Source organism: Bradyrhizobium sp. LCT2, assembly GCF_009931255.1.
Taxonomy (GTDB): Bacteria; Pseudomonadota; Alphaproteobacteria; order Rhizobiales; family Xanthobacteraceae; genus Bradyrhizobium; species Bradyrhizobium diazoefficiens.
On the sequence record NZ_CP034432.1, the window covers coordinates 8,869,642 to 8,887,031 of the forward strand.

The window sequence follows — 17,390 nt, forward strand, 5'->3', positions numbered from 1 at the left end:
AGCCGTATTAAGAGGCCCCTGATAGCCATATCTGCGACCGGATGACAAACGATATGCTCGACACGAAGCCCTCCGCCACGCGCCGGATCCCCCTCGTCATCGCCACCGTGGCGGTCGGCGGGCTGGCCGGCTTCGCTGCGTTGTACGGGCTGGGCCTGAGCCGGGCGCCTACCGGCGATCCGGCCTGCGGGGCGGCAGTGGCTACGGCGCAAAAGATCGCCCCGCTCGCCCATGGCGAGGTGGCGGCGCTGACCATGGCGAGCGCGCCCCTGAAGCTGCCCGACCTCGCTTTCGAGGACGCCGACGGCAAGCCGAAAAAGCTGTCCGATTTCCGCGGCAAGACGCTGCTGGTGAACCTCTGGGCCACCTGGTGCGTACCCTGTCGGAAGGAAATGCCGGCGCTGGACGAGCTCCAGGGCAAGCTTTCGGGCCCGAATTTCGAGGTGGTCGCGATCAATATCGACACCCGCGACCCCGAGAAGCCCAAGACCTTCCTGAAAGAGGCCAATTTGACCCGGCTCGGCTATTTCAACGATCAGAAAGCCAAGGTTTTCCAGGATCTTAAGGCCATAGGCCGGGCGCTCGGCATGCCGACCTCGGTGCTGGTCGACCCGCAGGGCTGCGAGATCGCGACGATCGCGGGACCGGCGGAATGGGCGAGCGAGGACGCGCTCAAGCTGATCCGGGCTGCGACGGGCAAGGCCGCCGCGGCGCTTTAAGAGTTTCAGGCCGTAACGTTGAGATTGCCGCCGACGCCGGGGCCGACATTGGCGAGCGAGGGCTGACCGGCGCCCATCAGCGTCAGGATGGTGGATTTCTCCATATCCATGTTCTGCTTGGTCAGCGTCGCCGCGATATTCGACTGCAACGCGCCTTGCTGAGCAGCCAGCATGGTGCTGACCATTGCCATCATGTCCATTACGCGAACCCTCGTACCGGCCGTAACCTAGGCGCGAGGGGTTAACGCGACATGAATTGTCACGGAGCCGTAGGGTGGGCAAAGCAAAGCGTGCCCACCAATCAGCATCCTAGTTGCGGAGACATGGTGGGCACGGCGCTTTGCGCCTTTGCCCACCCCACGACGTCAGCGCGTCGGAACCGGCTTGGCGCCGCGATAATCGTAGAAGCCGCGCTGGGTCTTGCGGCCGAGCCAGCCGGCCTCGACGTATTTCACCAGGAGCGGGCACGGACGGTACTTGGAGTCGGCGAGGCCCTCGTGCAGCACCTGCATGATCGACAGGCAGGTATCGAGGCCGATGAAATCGGCAAGCTCGAGCGGACCCATCGGATGGTGCGCCCCGAGCTTCATCGCCGCGTCGATCGCCTCGACGTTGCCGACACCTTCGTACAGCGTGTAGATCGCCTCGTTGATCATCGGCAGCAGGATGCGGTTGACGATGAAGGCCGGGAAATCCTCGGAGACCGCGACCTGCTTGCCGAGCTTGGCGACGAATTCCTTGGATGCCTCGAAGGTCGCATCGTCGGTGGCGATGCCGCGGATCAGCTCCACCAGCTCCATCAGCGGCACCGGATTCATGAAGTGAATGCCGATGAAGCGCTCGGGCCGGTCGGTGGCGGCGGCAAGGCGCGTGATCGAGATCGAGGACGTATCCGAGGCGACGATCGCCTCGGGCTTCAACACGGCGCAGAGCTCGTGGAAGATCTTGCGCTTGACCTCCTCCTTCTCGACTGCGGTCTCGATCACGAAATCGCAGTCGGCGAGATCGTCGAGCTTCTCGGCGGCCACGATGCGCGACAGCGCCTTGGTCTTGGCCTCCTCGGTGACGACCTTCTTGGAGACCTGGCGGGCCAGATTGCCGTTGATGGTGGCCATGCCCGACTTGAGGCGATCGGCCGAAACGTCGTTGAGCACCACGTCGAAGCCAGCCAGCGCCGCAACATGCGCGATGCCATTGCCCATCTGCCCCGCGCCGATCACGCCGACCTTCTTGATCACTGCCGCCATAATGTCATCCACCGGAACGGCGCGCATATCGCGCCTGCCTATCCCCCAAGCCGGGAGGTCTGATTGATCAGAGCCTTGATTTAATCAGAACCTTGGCTCGAAACCTAGATTGGATCGCTCCCCCGGCGTGCCCCACGCCAAAGAAAACGCCTCAAAAATGAAACACCGGCCGGAGTGTATACCTCCGGCCGGTGTTTTGAACGGCTTTTACTTGCCGAGCTTGCCGAGTTCGGCTGTCAGCTCCGGAACCGCCTGGTAGAGGTCGGCGACCAGGCCGTAATCGGCGACCTGGAAGATCGGCGCGTCCTCGTCCTTGTTGATCGCCACGATCACCTTGGAGTCCTTCATGCCGGCCAGATGCTGGATCGCGCCGGAAATGCCCACCGCGACATAGAGCTCGGGGGCCACGACCTTGCCGGTCTGCCCAACCTGCCAGTCGTTCGGCGCATAGCCGGCGTCCACCGCCGCGCGCGAGGCACCGACGCCGGCGCCGAGCTTGTCGGCGAGGGGCTCGATGTATTTGGCGAAATTCTCGCGGCTCTGCATGGCACGGCCACCGGAGACGATGATCTTCGCCGAGGTCAGCTCGGGACGGTCGCTCTTGGCGACCTCCTCGCCAACGAACGACGACAGGCCCGGATCGGCCGCAGCCTGAACGCTCTCGACCGGCGCGCTGCCGCCCTCGCCCGCTGCGGCGAAGGTGGAGGTCCGCACCGTGATGACCTTCTTGGCGTCCTTCGACTTCACCGTCTGGATGGCGTTGCCGGCATAGATCGGACGCTCGTAAGTATCGGGGGCGACCACCTTGATGATCTCCGAGACCTGCATGACGTCGAGCAGGGCTGCGACTCGCGGCATCACGTTCTTGAAGCGCGAGGTCGCGGGCGCGACGATCGCGTCATAGGACGGGGCCAGCGAGACGATCAGCGCGGCCAGCGGCTCGGCAAGATCGTGCGCGTAAAGCGCGCCATCGGCGAGCAGCACCTTCTTCACGCCTGCGAGCTTGGCGGCGGCGTCCGCCGCGGCCTTGGCACCCTCGCCGGCCACCAGGACCTCGACGTCCGCGCCGAGCGCGGCGGCCGCGGTCAGGGCCTTGTTGGTCGCATCCTTCAACGACGCGTTGTCGTGTTCGGCAATCAGAAGCGTCGTCATCAGAGCACCCCGGCTTCGTTCTTGAGTTTCGACACCAGCTCGGCGACGTCCTTGACCTTGACGCCGGCCTTGCGGCCCGCCGGCTCGGTCGTCTTGAGAACCTCGAGGCGCGCGGTGACGTCGACGCCGTAATCGGCGACGGTCTTCTCCGCGATCGGCTTCTTCTTCGCCTTCATGATGTTGGGCAGCGAGGCGTAGCGCGGCTCGTTGAGACGCAGGTCGGTGGTGACGATCGCCGGTCCCTTCAGCTTGACGGTCTGCAAGCCCCCGTCGACTTCGCGGGTGACCTTGAAGTCGCTTCCTTCGACCTCGAGCTTCGAGGCGAACGTCGCCTGCGACCAGCCGAGCAGCGCGGCCAGCATCTGGCCAGTCTGGTTGCTGTCGTCGTCGATCGCCTGCTTGCCGAGAATGATAAGGCCCGGCTGCTCTTCCTCAGCGACCTTCTTCAGGATCTTGGCGACGGCGAGCGGCTCGACGGTGCCCTCGGCCTTCACCAGGATGCCGCGATCGGCGCCCATGGCAAGACCGGTGCGGATCGTCTCCGACGCCTGCGCCGGTCCAATGGAAACCACCACGACCTCGGTGGCCTTGCCACCTTCCTTCAGGCGCAGCGCTTCCTCGACCGCGATTTCGTCGAACGGGTTCATCGACATCTTGACGTTGGCGAGTTCAACGCCCGATCCATCGCCCTTGACGCGGACCTTGACGTTGTAATCGACCACCCGCTTTACCGGCACTAAGACCTTCATCGATCCTCTTTCACTCAATTTGGGAGGGGGGTTATCAACTGGCGCGGAACCTAAAGGCCTGACCCGGCCCGGTCAACGCGCGAAGGGGCCAAATTTTAGACCTTAGAAATGCGCCGCCCCAATGGGTCAGCGGTTCTGGCCTGGAACCCAGAGCACGTCGCCGGCGCCGTTATGGTTGGCGGCGCGGCTGGCCACGAACAGGAAGTCCGACAGGCGATTCATATACTGGATACCAGCAGCGCCGACCGGCTCGCCTGGCTGGGCCGCCAGTTCCACCATCACGCGTTCCGCCCTGCGGCATATCGTGCGTGCGACATGGAGGTAGGCGGCAGCGGGCGTTCCCCCCGGCAGCACGAAGGAAGTGAGCGGCGCGAGCTTGTCGTTGAGCGCGTCGATGTCGTGCTCGAGCCGCTCGACCTGGCTTGCCACCACCCGCAGCCGTTCCACCTTGCCCTCACGCTCGGGCACGGCGAGGTCGGCACCGAGATCGAACAGGTCGTTCTGGATGCGGCCGAGCATCGCATCGAACTCGGGCGCATCATGGGTATGGAGACGCACGACGCCGATCGCGGCATTGGTCTCGTCCACCGTGCCATAGGCCTCGATGCGCAAATCATACTTCGGACGGCGTTCGCCCGAGCCGAGCGCTGTCGTGCCGTCGTCACCAGTCTTCGTATAGATGCGATTCAGCACAACCATGTTCAACGCCCCATCGCCCAGACCGCGATCATGGCAATGACAATCGCCACGAACTGCAGCAGCACGCGCCAGCGCATCAGCTTCTGCGAGGTGTTGGGCGAGCCGCCGCGCATCATGTTGACGAGACCGAGCAGCAGCACCAACGCCACGGCACCGGCCGCCGCCGGCAGAATGAAAGTACTCAGGATAGATGCCATCGGGGGTAGATAACACCGTGCGCGCCGGTCCGCTATCTCCCCCCACCCGTCATTCCGGGGCGCGCCAACGGGTCGGCAACGCGGCCCGGTGGCGCGAGCCCGGAATCCATCAAGCAGCGTCACGCGCGGCGAAATGGATTCCGGGCTCGATGCTCCGGGTCGCGCTTTGCGCGGTCCCGTCACATCGCCCCGGAATGACAACTGGCTTGGTCGGCGATCTGGCTTTTAAGCCAATAATATCAGAAGCTAGCTGGATGATTTCTGATCAGCATAGGTCGCCTGTCTTCTTTGCCTCTCCCGGCAAGCGGGGGGATGGTATGCGCCGGGGCAAGCCGTGAAAGCCATCCGCTACATCTACGTCGTCGTGATGGATGCGTTCTACACGTTCCTGGCCGACGACGGCTGGGCGATCGCGAGCCACATCGCGCTGTCGACATTGATGGCGCTGTTCCCGTTCCTGATCGTGCTGACCTCGCTCGCCGGCTTCTTCGGTTCCAAGGAGCTCGCCGACCAGGCCGCCAGCCTGATGCTCGAGGTCTGGCCCAAGCAGGTCGCCGACAGCCTTTCCGGCGAGATCCACGACGTGCTGACCACGACCCGCACCGGCGTGCTGACCATCGGCGCGGCGCTGTCGGTCTATTTCGCCTCGAACGGAGTCGAGGCGCTCCGCGTCGCGCTCAACCGCGCCTATGCGGTGGTGGAGATGCGGCGCTGGTATTGGCTGCGGCTGGAGTCGATCGGCTATACGCTGGTTGCGGCCTTCACCGCGCTTGCCATGGCGTTCCTGATCGTGCTCGGCCCACTCATCATCGAGGCGACGCGACGCCACATCCCGCTGTTCGTCGAGTCCAACGAGAGCATCCTCACCTGGCTGCGCTACGGCATCACCATCGGCGCGCTGGTGGTGGCGCTGATCATCCTGCATGCGTGGGTGCCGGCGGGGCGGCGCAGCTTCCTCCAGATCCTGCCCGGCATCGTCTTCACCATGGTGGCGTCGCTGATCTCGGGCATCGTGTTCGGGCAATATCTGGCGCGCTTCGCCAACAATTACGTGACGATGTATGCGGGGCTGGCCTCGGTGATCATCGCGCTGGTGTTTCTGTATTTCATCGCCGCGATCTTCGTCTACGGCGGCGAGCTCAACGCCGCGATCATCAAGTCGCGGCTACCTCACGGCGTGTCGCTTCAAGCAGCGCAGTCGCTAAAGCACGCGGAGACACGGGCTTGACCAGGAAGGCGTCGGCGCCCGCCTCGCGCGAGGCCGCCTCGTCCTCGCCGCGCCCGGAGACGCCGATGATGGGTATTTGAGCGAGCGGCGCCGGCATGGTGCGGATCCGCCGGATGGCCTCGACGCCGTCGATGCCCGGCAGCACCATGTCCATCAGCACCGCGTCGAAGGCCCCCTGCGCGAGCCGGTTCACCGCGTCCTCGCCGCGCCCAATGAACTCGGCATGATGGCCGAGCTCGGTCAAAATGGTGTTGAGCACGACGCGACCGAACGGATTGTCCTCGACGCTGAGCACGCGCAGCGCGGCCGCCGCATCGGCCTCGGCTTCGCCCTTCGCCTTGCGGGACCTGGCCGGTCCCGCCGCGTCCAGCGACACGGTCAATGTGAAGGTGGCGCCGCCGCCGCGCCGCGGTGCGACCGAGATGTCGCCACCCATCCCGCGCGCCAGCTGCTTCACCGAGGATAGCCCCAAGCCCGCGCCGCCGAAGCGCGAGGCGATGGTGACATTGGCCTGGGTGAACGGGCGGAACAGCCGCTTGATCTCAGCCATGGTCAGGCCGATGCCGCTGTCGGACACCGCGAAGGCGACGCCGACCCTGCCCTTCATCTTGTCGTTTTTCTTGCCTTTGGCCGGACGCCAAGGCGCGACCACGAGCGCCACGCCGCCCTGGTCGGTAAACTTCACCGCATTGTCGATGAGGTTCTCGAGTGCAGCGCGCAGGCGGACGGGATCGCCGACCACCAGCCCTGGCAGCTTTTCGGAGAGCTCGACCTGGGCCTGGAGGCCCTTGGCCGCGGCGCGCCCGGCGAGCGAATCGCCGGCGCTGCGGGCCAGCGCCCGCAGGTCGAACAGATCCTGCCGCAGCGCGCCGCCACCCTTCCCGGCCCCCTTGCCGGTTCGGGCGGCGTCCACGAACAGGGTGGCGAGGCTCGCCAGATGCTCGGCACCGGCCTTGATGGTGTCAGCCCAGCGCCGCTCCCGCTCCCCGAGATCCGAGGTCGCGAGCAGGTCGCTGATCGCGAGAATGCCGGTCAGGGGAGTGCGGACCTCATGGGCAAAGGCGGCAAGCGCCGCCTGGACCACGTCCGGCGCGACCACTTTGGTGCTACGCTTGCGCACCTTTCCGGCCGCCCCGGACCGCTTCCGAGGCAGTCGCCTCGACGTCCGCGTAGTGCGCGCTGGGCGCGTTTTCGCCGCCATAATTCCCCTTCGAAGTATCCCCTTCGAACCCCCGGGCCGTCAGTCGAGCATGGCACGGCGGAACCCCTGGAGTCACGGCGGTGTTTGGCTAAACCCCAGAGAAACTTCACCTAATCCCACCAGAGCGCGGATGCCAGCGGGCGATGCACCGGCGTCGCGTAACTCCCGCAAGCCGGTCGAGCGGCTCGATTTCGACAGCTTCCGCCCGGCTTCATCCCGAATCAGGTCGTGGTGGCGGTAGGCGGGTTCCGGCAGGCCAAGCAGGGCTTGCAGCAGGCGGTGGACGGAGGTGGCGTGAAACAGGTCCTGGCCGCGCACCACCTCGCTGATCCTCTGGAGGCCGTCGTCGACGACCACGGACAAATGGTAGCTGGTCGGCGTCTCCTTGCGAGCCAGGATCACGTCTCCCCAGGCCTCCGGCCGCGCGGGAACGACGCCCCTCTCGCCCTCCGGCCCCTCGCCGAGCTCATTCCAGGCCAGACTGGCAACGCGCCGGCAGGCGGCCGCCATGTCGAGCCGGAGCGCATAGGGCGCGCCGGATGCGATCAACCGCGCCTGCTCGCCGGCGGACAGCGACTTGGCGTCTCCGGGATACAGCGGCGCGCCGTCGGGATCGCGCGGCCACGGCCCATCGGCCTCGCGCGCGGCCACAAGTCTTGCGATCTCGGCGCGGCTTTCGAAGGCGGGATAGACGAGGCCGAGCGCAGAGAGCTTTTCCAGCGCGGCGCGGTAATCGGAAAGATGCTCCGACTGCCGGCGCACCGGTGTTTCCCAGGCAATGCCGAGCCAGGCGAGATCCTCGTAGATCGCCGCCTCGAACTCAGGCCGGCAGCGCGTCGCATCGATGTCCTCGATCCGCAGCAACAGCCGCCCGCCGGCCTCCCGCGCGTGGTCGAAGTTGAGCAACGCCGAATAGGCGTGGCCGAGATGCAGGAAGCCGTTCGGGCTCGGAGCAAATCGGAAAACGGGTGGCGACATATGACAGGATCTCGTGATGGCCGGGCTTGACCCGGCCATCCATCTTCCATGACTCTGTTACGATGGGAGATGGATGCGCGGGTCCCGCCTACGCCGAAGGCATCAACGGGCTTTTCGGTATTGGGCCAGCGCAGCTTTAGCAGAGACGGCAAGCCCGCGCATGACGAGTTAGGCCACAATGACCATCCACCTCGAAACCCAGTCCGATCTCGAAGAGGCCGTCCACGCGCTGGTGAAGCGCGATCCTCGGCTCAAGCCCGTGCTTGCGGCTGCGGGCATGCCGGCCTTGCGGCGACGCGAACCGGGCTTCCCCGGGCTCGCGCATATCGTCTGCGGGCAGCAGCTCTCGACCGCCAGCGCCGCGGCGATCTGGGGACGGCTGTCGGCCGCGTTAGATCCGTTCGATCATGAGGCGGTGGGCCGCGCGCGCACCGACCGGCTGGGACGGCTTGGCCTGTCCGCCGCCAAGATCAAGACGCTGAAACATCTTGCGCGCGAGATCACGGCGGAGCGGCTGAACCTCGACGTGCTCGCCGAGGAAGATGCCGACGCCGCGCATCACACGCTGATCTCGCTGCCCGGCATCGGACCGTGGACCGCGGACGTCTATCTCCTGTTTTGCCTCGGCCATGGCGATGCCTGGCCGGCCGGCGACCTCGCGGTGCAGGAGGGCATCAAGATCGGCCTCGGCCTTCAGGCACGGCCGACGGAGAAGCAGATGGTGCCGCTCGCCGAACCCTGGCGTCCGCTGCGCGGCGCGGCGGCGCATCTGTGGTGGAGCTATTACCGCGCGGTGAAGAAACGCGAGGGCGTGCTCGCGGGCGAGGCGAACGCCGTTTTAAACAATGTTGCTGTTGCAAAGCCCTCACAGGTGAAAGAGAAGATGCCGGCACGAAAAAAGCCGGGACCTTCGCCATGACCTCGACCGACTTCGTCGTTGCGCGCAACGAACTCGAGCAGTGCAAGCTGATCGAGACCGCCATTCCGGATGCAGCCGCGCTGCCGCAGGATGCGCTGCTGGTGAAGGTCGAGCGCTTCGCGCTCACCGCCAACAACATCACCTATGCCGTGATGGGCGACGAGCTGAAATACTGGCAGATCTTTCCGGCGCCGCAGGGCTTCGGCAACATTCCGGTGTGGGGTTTTGGCGAGGTGATCGCCTCGAAACATCCCGGCGTCGCAGCCGGCGAGCGGTTGTTCGGCTATTTTCCGATGGCGACACATCTCGTCATCGAAGCCACGGACGTCAGCAAGCGCGGCTTGCGCGACGGGGCTGCAAATCGGCAAGGCGTGGCGCCGGTCTACAATCTCTACTCACGCGTCACCGGCGACCCCGCCTACGCAGGCCGGCAGGGCGACTACCAGGCGCTGCTGCGACCGCTGTTCATGCTGTCGTTCCTGGTCGACGACTTCCTCGCCGAGAACGATGATTTTGGCGCGCGAACCGTGCTGCTGTCGAGCGCCTCGAGCAAGACCGCGTTCGGCCTTGCGCATCTGTTGCACACACGCGGCCGCAAGGTGATCGGCCTGACCTCAGCCGGCAATACCGGCTTCGTGACGTCGCTCGGATGTTACGACGAGGTCGTCACCTATGACCGCGTGACGTCCTTGCCATCGAATGCGCCGGTCGCCTTCGTCGACATGGCCGGCAGCAGCGCCCTGCGCGCCGAACTGCACCGGCATTTTGGCGACCAGATGAAATGCTCGGTGCGCGTCGGTTTGACACATCGCGCCACCGAGGCCGACGAAGGAGCCCTGCCCGGCGCAAAACCGCGCTGGTTCTTCGCGCCGGACCATATTCGCAAGCGGACGAAGGATTGGGGGCCTGGCGGCATCGAGCAGCGCTTTGGCGCGGCATGGTCGGGCTTCGCGCCGCTGCTGGAGAAATGCCTGCGTGTGATCGAGAGCCGCGGACCGGAGGCGGTGCAGAGCATTTATCTCGACACGTTGAAGGGGCGCATTCCGCCCGAGCAGGGCCATATGCTCTCGCTGCTCGGGTAAAGCGCTTTTGACATCGGCTGATCCAGTATAGCGTTCGACCTCTATTATTATCGGAGCATGATCTCTTCGGAAAACCGCTACACGCTTTTCCGGATCATGCTCCAGAGGAAACGCCGCGAAGACGGCCACGAGGTCGCGAATGCTGGACAGGACGAAGGATATTTCCGTCGCCGCGCAGGCCTGGCTCGATGAATTCGCGGGCGCGCTAGGCAACCCGGAACCCGCCACCGCGCTGGACCTCCTCTTCCTCCCCGACAGCTTTTGGCGCGATGTGCTGGCGCTGAGCTGGAACTTGCAAACGCTGGCCGGCCGCAGCGCAATCGCGCAGGCGTTGGCCGCGCTCGCGTCAAGGGCTGCGCCGACCCATTTCGAGATCGCACCGAACCGTGCGCCACCGCGCTGGGTGACGCGCGCCGGCACCAGCAACATCGAAGCCATCTTCAATTTCGAGACCGCGCTCGGACGCGGCAGCGGCATCCTGCGGCTCGTGCCCGATAGCACCGACGGCGACCGGTTGAAGGCGTGGACGCTGCTCACCGCGCTCGACGAGCTCAAAGGCTTCGAGGAACAGCTCGGCACGTCACGCCGCGCGGCCAGGCCTATTCGCGCGATTTCCGCGGGCCGAACTGGCTCGACCAGCGCAACACGTCGCGCGACTACGCCGATCGCGACCCGGCCGTGCTGGTGGTCGGCGGCGGCCAGGCCGGGCTCGCCATCGCGGCACGGCTGAAGCAGTTGAAGGTCGATACCTTGATCGTCGATCGCGAGGCGCGGATCGGCGACAATTGGCGCAAGCGCTATCACGCGCTGACGCTGCACAACCAGGTGCAGGTCAATCACCTGCCCTACATGCTGTTCCCGGCGAACTGGCCGGTCTATATCCCCAAGGACAAGCTCGCCAACTGGTTCGAAGCTTACGTCGACGCGATGGAGCTGAACTTCTGGACCGGCACCGAGTTCGAGGGCGGCGCTTACGACGAGGCAAAGGGCCGCTGGACCGTCACGCTGCGCCGTGCCGACGGCGGCAAGCGCACCATGCATCCGCGCCATGTGGTGATGGCGACCGGCGTCAGCGGCATCGCCAATGTTCCTCACATCCCAACGCTCGAGAATTTCAGGGGTACGCTGGTGCATTCCAGCCGCTACGAGGACGGCGAAAACTGGACAGGCAAGCGCGCCATCGTCATCGGCACCGGCAACAGCGGCCACGACATCGCGCAGGATCTTTATTCCAGCGGCGCCGAGGTGACCCTGGTGCAGCGCTCGCCGACGCTGGTCACCAATATCGAGCCGTCTGCGCAGTTGGCCTATGCGACCTACAATGAGGGCACGCTCGAGGACAACGATCTGATCGCGACCTCGATGCCGACGCCGCTGGCGAAGAAGACCCATGTGATGCTGACGGAGCAGTCGAAGGAGCTCGACAGGGAGCTGCTCGACGGCCTCTCCCGCGTCGGCTTCAAGCTCGACTTCGGCGAGGCCGGCACCGGCTGGCAGTTCAAATACCTCACCCGCGGCGGCGGTTATTATTTCAACGTCGGCTGCTCCAACCTCATCGCCGAGGGGGCGATCAAGCTCAGGCAGTTTTCCGACATCGAAAGCTTCGTCGCCGAGGGCGTTCGGATGAAGGACGGCACGACCATTCCGGCCGACCTGATCGTGCTCTCGACCGGCTACAAGCCGCAGGAATATCTGGTGCGAAAGCTGTTCGGCGATGGCGTCGCCGATCGCGTCGGCCCGGTCTGGGGATTTGGCGAAGGCTTCGAGCTGCGCAACATGTATGCGCGCACGAAGCAGCCCGGCCTCTGGTTCATCGCCGGCAGCCTCGCGCAGTGCCGGATCAACTCGAAATATCTCGCGCTCCAGATCAAGTCCATCGAGGAGGGGATTTTGGGGCGTGAGGTGGGTACAAGGTAACACACACGTCATTCCGGGGCGCGCGTAGCGCGAGCCCGGAATCCATCTACCCCCCGGGATATGCGGCCCGATGGATTCCGGGTTCACGCTACGCGTGCCCCGGAATGACAAGAGGAGAAACCCAATGCCAGCCATTCTCGGCACCGGCGAGCACCGCTACCGCGTCGTCGAAAACTTCGCGAAACTTCCGGACGGCTGGCAGCTCACCGACGTCGCCGCAGTCGCGGTCGACAGCAAGGACCGAATCTACGTCTTCAACCGCGGCGCCCATCCGATGGTGGTGCTCGACCGCGAGGGCAATTTCCTGCGCAGTTGGGGCGAGGGCCTGTTCTCGCGCGCGCACGGCCTTCACATCGATGCCGACGACAATCTCTACTGCACCGACGACGGCGACCATACCGTGCGCAAATGCACCAGCGACGGCAAGGTGCTGCTGACGATCGGGATCCCCGCAAAGCCGGCGCCGTTCATGAGCGGCGAGCCGTTCCACCGCTGCACCCACACCGCATTGTCGCCGAAAGGCGAGATCTATGTCTCCGACGGCTATGGCAATGCGCGCGTGCACAAGTTCACGCCGGACGGCAAGCTGATCAAGAGCTGGGGCGAGCCCGGCTCCGACCCCGGCCAGTTCAACATCGTGCACAACATCGCCACCGATTCCGATGGCTGGGTCTACGTCGCCGACCGCGAGAACCATCGCGTGCAGGTGTTCAATGGCGAGGGCAAATACGAGACGCAGTGGAACAACCTGCACCGGCCCTGCGCGCTGTGCTGCTGCGGCGGCAGGAGCCCGACCTTCGTGATCGGCGAGCTGGGCCCCGGCCTCGATATCAACCGCAATGTGCCCAATCTCGGCCCGCGGCTGTCGATCGTGGACGCCAAGGGAAATCGCATCGCGCGGCTCGGCGGCGAGGAAGGTCCGGGTGTGGCCAGCGGCAAATTCCTGGCCCCCCACGGCATCGCGCTGGACTCGAAGGGCGACATCTACGTCGGCGAGGTCGGTGTCACCAACTGGGCGACAAGCTTCCCAGACCAGGAGATGCCGGCCGTGGTGCGCGCGACCCGGTGCTTGCAGAAGCTGGAACGGGTACGGGAGTAGCCGCCGCGGCAAGCCACGACGCGCCGCCAAAGGCGGTTCCGCGCCAGTTGCCGGCCCCGCCCCGAATCGCGGCGTTTTTGAGCGCTTTTGCCACCCCGCCGCCGCATTGCCTGCGCCTGAATAAGTCGCTCAACGGGCTTCACAATCCCGTCACGCTGCATGTAGTATGTCAATACATGCTGCTTCGCAGCGTACATGGAGGCCGGGAGCGTTACTTGAACGCACATGTCTCGCAAGGCAGTTGGCCGGTGTTGGTGCTGAATGCGGACTTCCGGCCGCTGAGTTACTACCCACTGTCTCTGTGGTCGTGGCAGGACGCGATCAAGGCGGTGTTCCTCGACCGCGTCAACATCGTCGCGCATTACGATCAGGCGGTCCGAAGTCCCACGCTGGAAATGCAGCTGCCAAGCGTGGTCTCGCTCAAATCCTTCGTCAAGCCGACCACCCACCCCGCCTTCACCCGGTTCAACGTCTTCCTGCGCGATCGTTTCGCCTGCCAATATTGCGGCTCGCCCGAAGACCTCACCTTCGATCACATCATCCCGCGCAGCAAGGGCGGCCAGACCACCTGGGAAAACGTGGTCGCGGCGTGCTCGCCCTGTAATCTGCGCAAGGGCAATCTCACCCCGGCGCAGGCCAAGATGTTTCCGCGCCAGAGCGCCTTCGCGCCGACCGTGCACCAGCTCCACCGCAACGGCCGCATGTTCCCGCCGAATTACCTGCACGACAGCTGGCTGGACTATCTCTACTGGGATACCGAACTGGATCCGTAGGAGCTACGGATGATGCAGCCGGGCTTCCCTCACCGCGTGCTGTCAGCGGCGGTTTCAATTGCACTCGGATTTGGATGGCCTACCTCCGTCTACGCTCTCGATTGCGCGAGAATTGCCAACTTCGAATCCTTCGATAACCATGTCGATCAGGCCAAGAGGGCCGAGGACCTTCGGGCCCGCGAGGCTCTGGCCAATCTAAGTCCAATCGTCCTGAGTGGCCGCCTTGCCAAGGTTCGCCCGCTGCCCGGTCCGGGGACAAACCTGCCAACCGAACTGCTGACATTCGTAGACGTCAAGATTCTGCGTGGCGATTTACCTCGGAGCAGGATCGATCGCAGGGCAGTCATCGCGAGTTACGAGTGGTGCGATGGAGGCTGTACCGAGGAGCAGCAGCGGTGGCACCCAGGCGCATTGCTCACAATTGGAGTTGCGGCCGCGGCTAACGCGGCGGACAAAATGAGCGTGGGCCGGATCAAAAGCGGGCGGATCGACGGCCAGTTTGGTCCATGCGGCGGCGGGGTTCTTTCGCCGCTCGAATTGAAACTGATTTCCACGCCCCCCGAAGAAATCGCGCGGCTGGAGCACGAATACCCGATCCGCAAGCGTCAATAGGCAATAGCTCCTCAAACCCCGATCGCGTTCCTCGCCACCACGTCGCGATAGAACGCCGCGCTCAGTTTCGCGACCCTCGCCTGCGTCTCGAAGTCGACCCGGTAGAGGCCGAAGCGTTTGCCGTAACCAAAAATCCACTCGAAATTGTCCATCAGGCTCCAGAGGAAATAACCGCGGATCGGCACGCCCTCAGCGACGGCGCGCTGCATCTGGGTCAGATAGTTGCGCAGGAACATGATGCGGTCGAGGTCGTAGACCTGACCGTCGGCGGCGATCCTATCCTCGGACGAGGTGCCGTTCTCGCTGATGTAGATGGTCTCGATGTTCCAGATCTTCGCGGCAAGGCGCGGCGCCCAGTAGATCACTTCGGGGCCGACCCGCAGCCATTCCGAATTCATGTGCGGGAACGAGGTGGGGAACGGCAGCACATGGAAGCCGGGCGCGCGGTCGGAGGCGGTGACATAGAATTGCGGCGCGTAGATGTTGAGGCCGACGAAGTCGTTCGGCGTACCGATGATCTTCAATTCCTCGGCCGTGAATTTCGGCGCGTCCGCGCCGGCATAGGCGAGGAAGCCGTCGGTATACTTGCCCTCCAGCACCACGCCGAGGAAGCCGGCATTGAGCTCGCGCGTGGCGATCTCGGCGGCACGGATGTTTTCGGGCGTTGCGATCACCGGCACGCAGGCCGCGATATTCTCGGCTGCGCCGACCCTTGTGCCGGCGCGCCCCGAGGCGCGAATCGCCTGCACGGCAAGCCCGTGCGCCAGCGCGACGTGATGGCGGGCCTGATTGAGCTGCGCGGCCGGCAGCCTGAGGCCGGGCGCGTCGATGCCCCAGCCATAGCCGAAATTCACGAAGCGCCCGACCTCGTTCACGGTGAAGACGTTCTTGACGCGATCGGTCAGGCGTGCGGCGACGTACGCAGCGTAGTCGGCAAAGGCCTTCGAGGTGTCGCTCGACTGCCAGCCGCCGACGCGGTCCTGGAGCGCCTGCGGCAGGTCCCAGTGATAGAGCGTCGCATAAGGCTCGATGCCGCTCGCAAGCAGCTCGTCGACGAGGCGGTTGTAGAAATCGAGCCCCTTGGGATTGGGTTGACCCGTCCCATCAGGAAACACCCGCGGCCATGCGATCGAGAAGCGGTAGGCCTTGACGCCGAGCGCCTTGATCAGCGCGACGTCCTCCTTGTAGCGGTGATAGTGCTCGTTGGCGCGGTCGCCGGTGGAGCCGTCCTCGATCTTGCCGGGCGTGTGGCTGAAAATGTCCCAGATCGATTTGCCGCGGCCATCCTCGTTGACGGCGCCTTCGATCTGGTAGGCCGAGGTCGCCGTGCCCCACAGGAAATCCTTCGGGAAGGGTGCACCGCGCCCGGCCGATGGCGTTTCGCTCTCCGCAGCGCGAACGCCCGTCGCGGCTCCCAGCGCGGCAAGGCCCGCCAGTTTGGCAAAACGACGCCGCGAGAAATCCGCCGACATATCTATCTCCGCGCCTGCTCCATGTCGATCTGATAGGCGGAAATCCGGTCGATCTCGAATGCGACGCTCGGCGGCGATTCCGCATCGACGGGACCGACGCCGACGAAGAACTTCGATCCGATCGCGAGATTGACGATCAGGTACATGGGATCGTCAAAGCCGATCGGCACCTTGATGTCGGAGACCGGCTCGCGGTCGATGAAGTAGACCAGGCGATCCTCCTCCCACAGCACACCGTAATTGTGGAATGTGCTCGAAGCGTCGCCGACCGCGAAGTCGAAGCCGCAGGACTGGATCTTCTGGGTCGACGGAATCCGCCAATGCGTCGTCATCACGAGATCGCCAGGCCGCTCGCCGCGGCCTTCCAGCACATCGACCTCCGGCGGCCAGCCGCCGTCGTCCGCCAGCATCCAGAACGCAGGCCACACCGCATGGCCGACCGGGACCTTGGCGCGGATTTCGAAATAGCCGTGCTTCTGCGCGAACCTGCCCTGCGTGGTCAGGATCCCGGAGATGTACTCGTTGTTGAACAGAACGGACTTCAATTCCTGCGGCGTGCGGCTCGCGACGATCGAGAGCACGCCGTCCTTCACCTTGAACGGATCAAGCCCGAGCGGCGCCGATGCGCGCCCGGTGTAGCGCGGATCGACATAGATCTGCTGCTCGCCATTGGCGCTGGTCTTGCGCTTGAAGTCGGAGCCGTCGCCGCCCCAATAGCGCGCCTCCGGCCACGCCGCACCGCCGGCATAGTGCGGCACCCAGCGTCCGCCCGACAGCGGGTGCTCGTCGAAATCCTCGTTGAACGTCCGCCGCAACGGCAGGAACATCAGCGAGGCAGGATTGACCGTTTCGAGCTTGCGGCATTCGATCATCGACGGATCGGTCGTCACTTGCAGCGACATGGTGCCGGGCGCGCCGTCGAGATCGTCCTGCACTGCGCCGATCGCGGGCACGGCGGACAGACTGATTGCGACCAAAGCGCTCTTCGTCCAACGGCCGATCATCGCTGCACATCGAAGGTATAAGGAAGCGGATTGAGGCTAACGCGCCCGCATTGGCGCGAGCAAGAGCGGCCATGCGGCGGCGCACGAATTTGAGGGTACCGCCCGCAGGCGGGAGCCATATTTTCGTGCACTTGCACAAACCGGGAACCAGCGGTGGGCGGGCCGGCGCTCCGTCAGGTTCGAGGTCGCCGGCGGCATATGGCTTCAGGCCCTGGACCAATCCACCGCAATACGACTGCTGACGGCGCCGCTCGCATTTCTGTCGGTCGGCATCGGCTATCTCTTCTTCACCGCGGCAACACTCGCGGGCGCGGCCTGCTCCACCTTGGCTGGCGCATGCGG

At 64.9% G+C, this 17,390-nt stretch carries 17 protein-coding genes and 1 pseudogene; 8 read left to right on the forward strand and 10 right to left on the reverse strand.

The window, feature by feature from the left end; all coding sequences use genetic code 11:
• The first annotated feature begins 53 nt into the window (after nt 1-53).
• On the forward strand, nt 54-719 hold the full coding sequence (locus tag EI171_RS41875; RefSeq protein ID WP_161536648.1) for a TlpA disulfide reductase family protein: 666 nt from the start codon (nt 54-56) through the stop codon (nt 717-719).
• A gap of 5 nt (nt 720-724) precedes the next feature.
• Here the strand turns inward: EI171_RS41875 and EI171_RS41880 are convergent, their stop codons facing one another.
• From EI171_RS41880 to EI171_RS41905, 6 genes are all read right to left on the reverse strand, one after another.
• A complete protein-coding gene (locus EI171_RS41880) occupies nt 725-919 on the reverse strand; it encodes a hypothetical protein (protein WP_038965352.1) in 195 nt (64 codons plus the stop codon).
• 165 nt (nt 920-1,084) lie between these two features.
• Entirely contained in the window at nt 1,085-1,966 is an 882-nt protein-coding gene (locus EI171_RS41885) for a 3-hydroxybutyryl-CoA dehydrogenase (protein ID WP_161536649.1), read from the reverse strand.
• Nucleotides 1,967-2,173: 207 nt separating this feature from the next.
• On the reverse strand, nt 2,174-3,118 hold the full coding sequence (locus EI171_RS41890; protein WP_011084196.1) for an electron transfer flavoprotein subunit alpha/FixB family protein: 945 nt from the start codon (nt 3,116-3,118) through the stop codon (nt 2,174-2,176).
• Nucleotides 3,118-3,867: an electron transfer flavoprotein subunit beta/FixA family protein gene (locus tag EI171_RS41895; RefSeq protein WP_011084195.1), complete on the reverse strand. Its 750-nt coding sequence runs from the start codon at nt 3,865-3,867 to the stop codon at nt 3,118-3,120. The genes EI171_RS41890 and EI171_RS41895 overlap by 1 nt, the downstream gene beginning before the upstream one ends.
• Nucleotides 3,868-3,993: 126 nt before the next feature.
• Entirely contained in the window at nt 3,994-4,566 is a 573-nt protein-coding gene (locus EI171_RS41900; protein ID WP_011084194.1) for a cob(I)yrinic acid a,c-diamide adenosyltransferase, read from the reverse strand.
• Nucleotides 4,567-4,568: 2 nt separating this feature from the next.
• On the reverse strand, nt 4,569-4,763 hold the full coding sequence (locus tag EI171_RS41905; protein ID WP_027544319.1) for a twin transmembrane helix small protein: 195 nt from the start codon (nt 4,761-4,763) through the stop codon (nt 4,569-4,571).
• 334 nt (nt 4,764-5,097) lie between these two features.
• On the opposite strand from EI171_RS41905, the gene EI171_RS41910 reads away from it, so the two are divergent.
• Nucleotides 5,098-5,991 carry a YihY/virulence factor BrkB family protein gene (locus EI171_RS41910; RefSeq protein WP_011084192.1) on the forward strand — a complete coding sequence of 298 codons (894 nt, stop codon included), beginning with the start codon at nt 5,098-5,100 and terminating at the stop codon, nt 5,989-5,991.
• On the opposite strand, the gene EI171_RS41915 is transcribed toward EI171_RS41910, so the two are convergent.
• Nucleotides 5,918-7,192: an ATP-binding protein gene (locus tag EI171_RS41915; RefSeq protein WP_161536650.1), complete on the reverse strand. Its 1,275-nt coding sequence runs from the start codon at nt 7,190-7,192 to the stop codon at nt 5,918-5,920. The two genes, EI171_RS41910 and EI171_RS41915, sit on opposite strands and share 74 nt — an antisense overlap.
• Before the next feature lie 72 nt (nt 7,193-7,264).
• Nucleotides 7,265-8,170, reverse strand: coding sequence for a tRNA glutamyl-Q(34) synthetase GluQRS (gene gluQRS, locus EI171_RS41920; RefSeq protein WP_161536651.1), 906 nt, complete (start codon nt 8,168-8,170; stop codon nt 7,265-7,267).
• 178 nt (nt 8,171-8,348) lie between these two features.
• Here gluQRS and EI171_RS41925 point away from each other — a divergent pair, with 178 nt between their 5' ends.
• The 6 genes and pseudogenes from EI171_RS41925 to EI171_RS41950 all read left to right on the forward strand — a co-directional run bounded on the left by EI171_RS41925 (nt 8,349) and on the right by EI171_RS41950 (nt 14,572).
• Entirely contained in the window at nt 8,349-9,089 is a 741-nt protein-coding gene (locus EI171_RS41925) for a DNA-3-methyladenine glycosylase (protein WP_011084189.1), read from the forward strand.
• Entirely contained in the window at nt 9,086-10,171 is a 1,086-nt protein-coding gene (locus EI171_RS41930) for a DUF2855 family protein (RefSeq protein ID WP_161536652.1), read from the forward strand. The genes EI171_RS41925 and EI171_RS41930 overlap by 4 nt, the downstream gene beginning before the upstream one ends.
• A gap of 139 nt (nt 10,172-10,310) precedes the next feature.
• A pseudogene (locus EI171_RS41935) lies at nt 10,311-12,088 on the forward strand (flavin-containing monooxygenase).
• 124 nt (nt 12,089-12,212) lie between these two features.
• Nucleotides 12,213-13,187: a peptidyl-alpha-hydroxyglycine alpha-amidating lyase family protein gene (locus EI171_RS41940; RefSeq protein WP_161536653.1), complete on the forward strand. Its 975-nt coding sequence runs from the start codon at nt 12,213-12,215 to the stop codon at nt 13,185-13,187.
• Nucleotides 13,188-13,402: 215 nt separating this feature from the next.
• Nucleotides 13,403-13,960: an HNH endonuclease gene (locus tag EI171_RS41945; RefSeq protein WP_028173554.1), complete on the forward strand. Its 558-nt coding sequence runs from the start codon at nt 13,403-13,405 to the stop codon at nt 13,958-13,960.
• A gap of 9 nt (nt 13,961-13,969) precedes the next feature.
• On the forward strand, nt 13,970-14,572 hold the full coding sequence (locus EI171_RS41950; RefSeq protein WP_011084184.1) for a hypothetical protein: 603 nt from the start codon (nt 13,970-13,972) through the stop codon (nt 14,570-14,572).
• An 11-nt stretch (nt 14,573-14,583) separates the two neighbouring features.
• Here the strand turns inward: EI171_RS41950 and EI171_RS41955 are convergent, their stop codons facing one another.
• Nucleotides 14,584-16,044, reverse strand: coding sequence for a GH1 family beta-glucosidase (locus EI171_RS41955; RefSeq protein WP_161536654.1), 1,461 nt, complete (start codon nt 16,042-16,044; stop codon nt 14,584-14,586).
• Nucleotides 16,045-16,046: 2 nt separating this feature from the next.
• Entirely contained in the window at nt 16,047-17,048 is a 1,002-nt protein-coding gene (locus EI171_RS41960; protein ID WP_011084182.1) for a family 16 glycosylhydrolase, read from the reverse strand.
• Nucleotides 17,049-17,390: the final 342 nt, after the last annotated feature.

Coding starts and splice junctions, on each gene's coding strand:
- EI171_RS41930 (WP_161536652.1), top strand. CDS start 9,086: ATGACCTCGACCGACTTCGTCGTTGCGCGCAACGAACTCGAGCAGTGC.
- EI171_RS41875 (WP_161536648.1), top strand. CDS start 54: ATGCTCGACACGAAGCCCTCCGCCACGCGCCGGATCCCCCTCGTCATC.
- EI171_RS41960 (WP_011084182.1), bottom strand. CDS start 17,048: ATGATCGGCCGTTGGACGAAGAGCGCTTTGGTCGCAATCAGTCTGTCC.
- EI171_RS41900 (WP_011084194.1), bottom strand. CDS start 4,566: ATGGTTGTGCTGAATCGCATCTATACGAAGACTGGTGACGACGGCACG.
- EI171_RS41880 (WP_038965352.1), bottom strand. CDS start 919: ATGGACATGATGGCAATGGTCAGCACCATGCTGGCTGCTCAGCAAGGC.
- EI171_RS41925 (WP_011084189.1), top strand. CDS start 8,349: ATGACCATCCACCTCGAAACCCAGTCCGATCTCGAAGAGGCCGTCCAC.
- EI171_RS41950 (WP_011084184.1), top strand. CDS start 13,970: ATGATGCAGCCGGGCTTCCCTCACCGCGTGCTGTCAGCGGCGGTTTCA.
- EI171_RS41915 (WP_161536650.1), bottom strand. CDS start 7,192: ATGGCGGCGAAAACGCGCCCAGCGCGCACTACGCGGACGTCGAGGCGA.
- EI171_RS41885 (WP_161536649.1), bottom strand. CDS start 1,966: ATGGCGGCAGTGATCAAGAAGGTCGGCGTGATCGGCGCGGGGCAGATG.
- EI171_RS41905 (WP_027544319.1), bottom strand. CDS start 4,763: ATGGCATCTATCCTGAGTACTTTCATTCTGCCGGCGGCGGCCGGTGCC.
- gluQRS (WP_161536651.1), bottom strand. CDS start 8,170: ATGTCGCCACCCGTTTTCCGATTTGCTCCGAGCCCGAACGGCTTCCTG.
- EI171_RS41890 (WP_011084196.1), bottom strand. CDS start 3,118: ATGACGACGCTTCTGATTGCCGAACACGACAACGCGTCGTTGAAGGAT.
- EI171_RS41895 (WP_011084195.1), bottom strand. CDS start 3,867: ATGAAGGTCTTAGTGCCGGTAAAGCGGGTGGTCGATTACAACGTCAAG.
- EI171_RS41940 (WP_161536653.1), top strand. CDS start 12,213: ATGCCAGCCATTCTCGGCACCGGCGAGCACCGCTACCGCGTCGTCGAA.
- EI171_RS41955 (WP_161536654.1), bottom strand. CDS start 16,044: ATGTCGGCGGATTTCTCGCGGCGTCGTTTTGCCAAACTGGCGGGCCTT.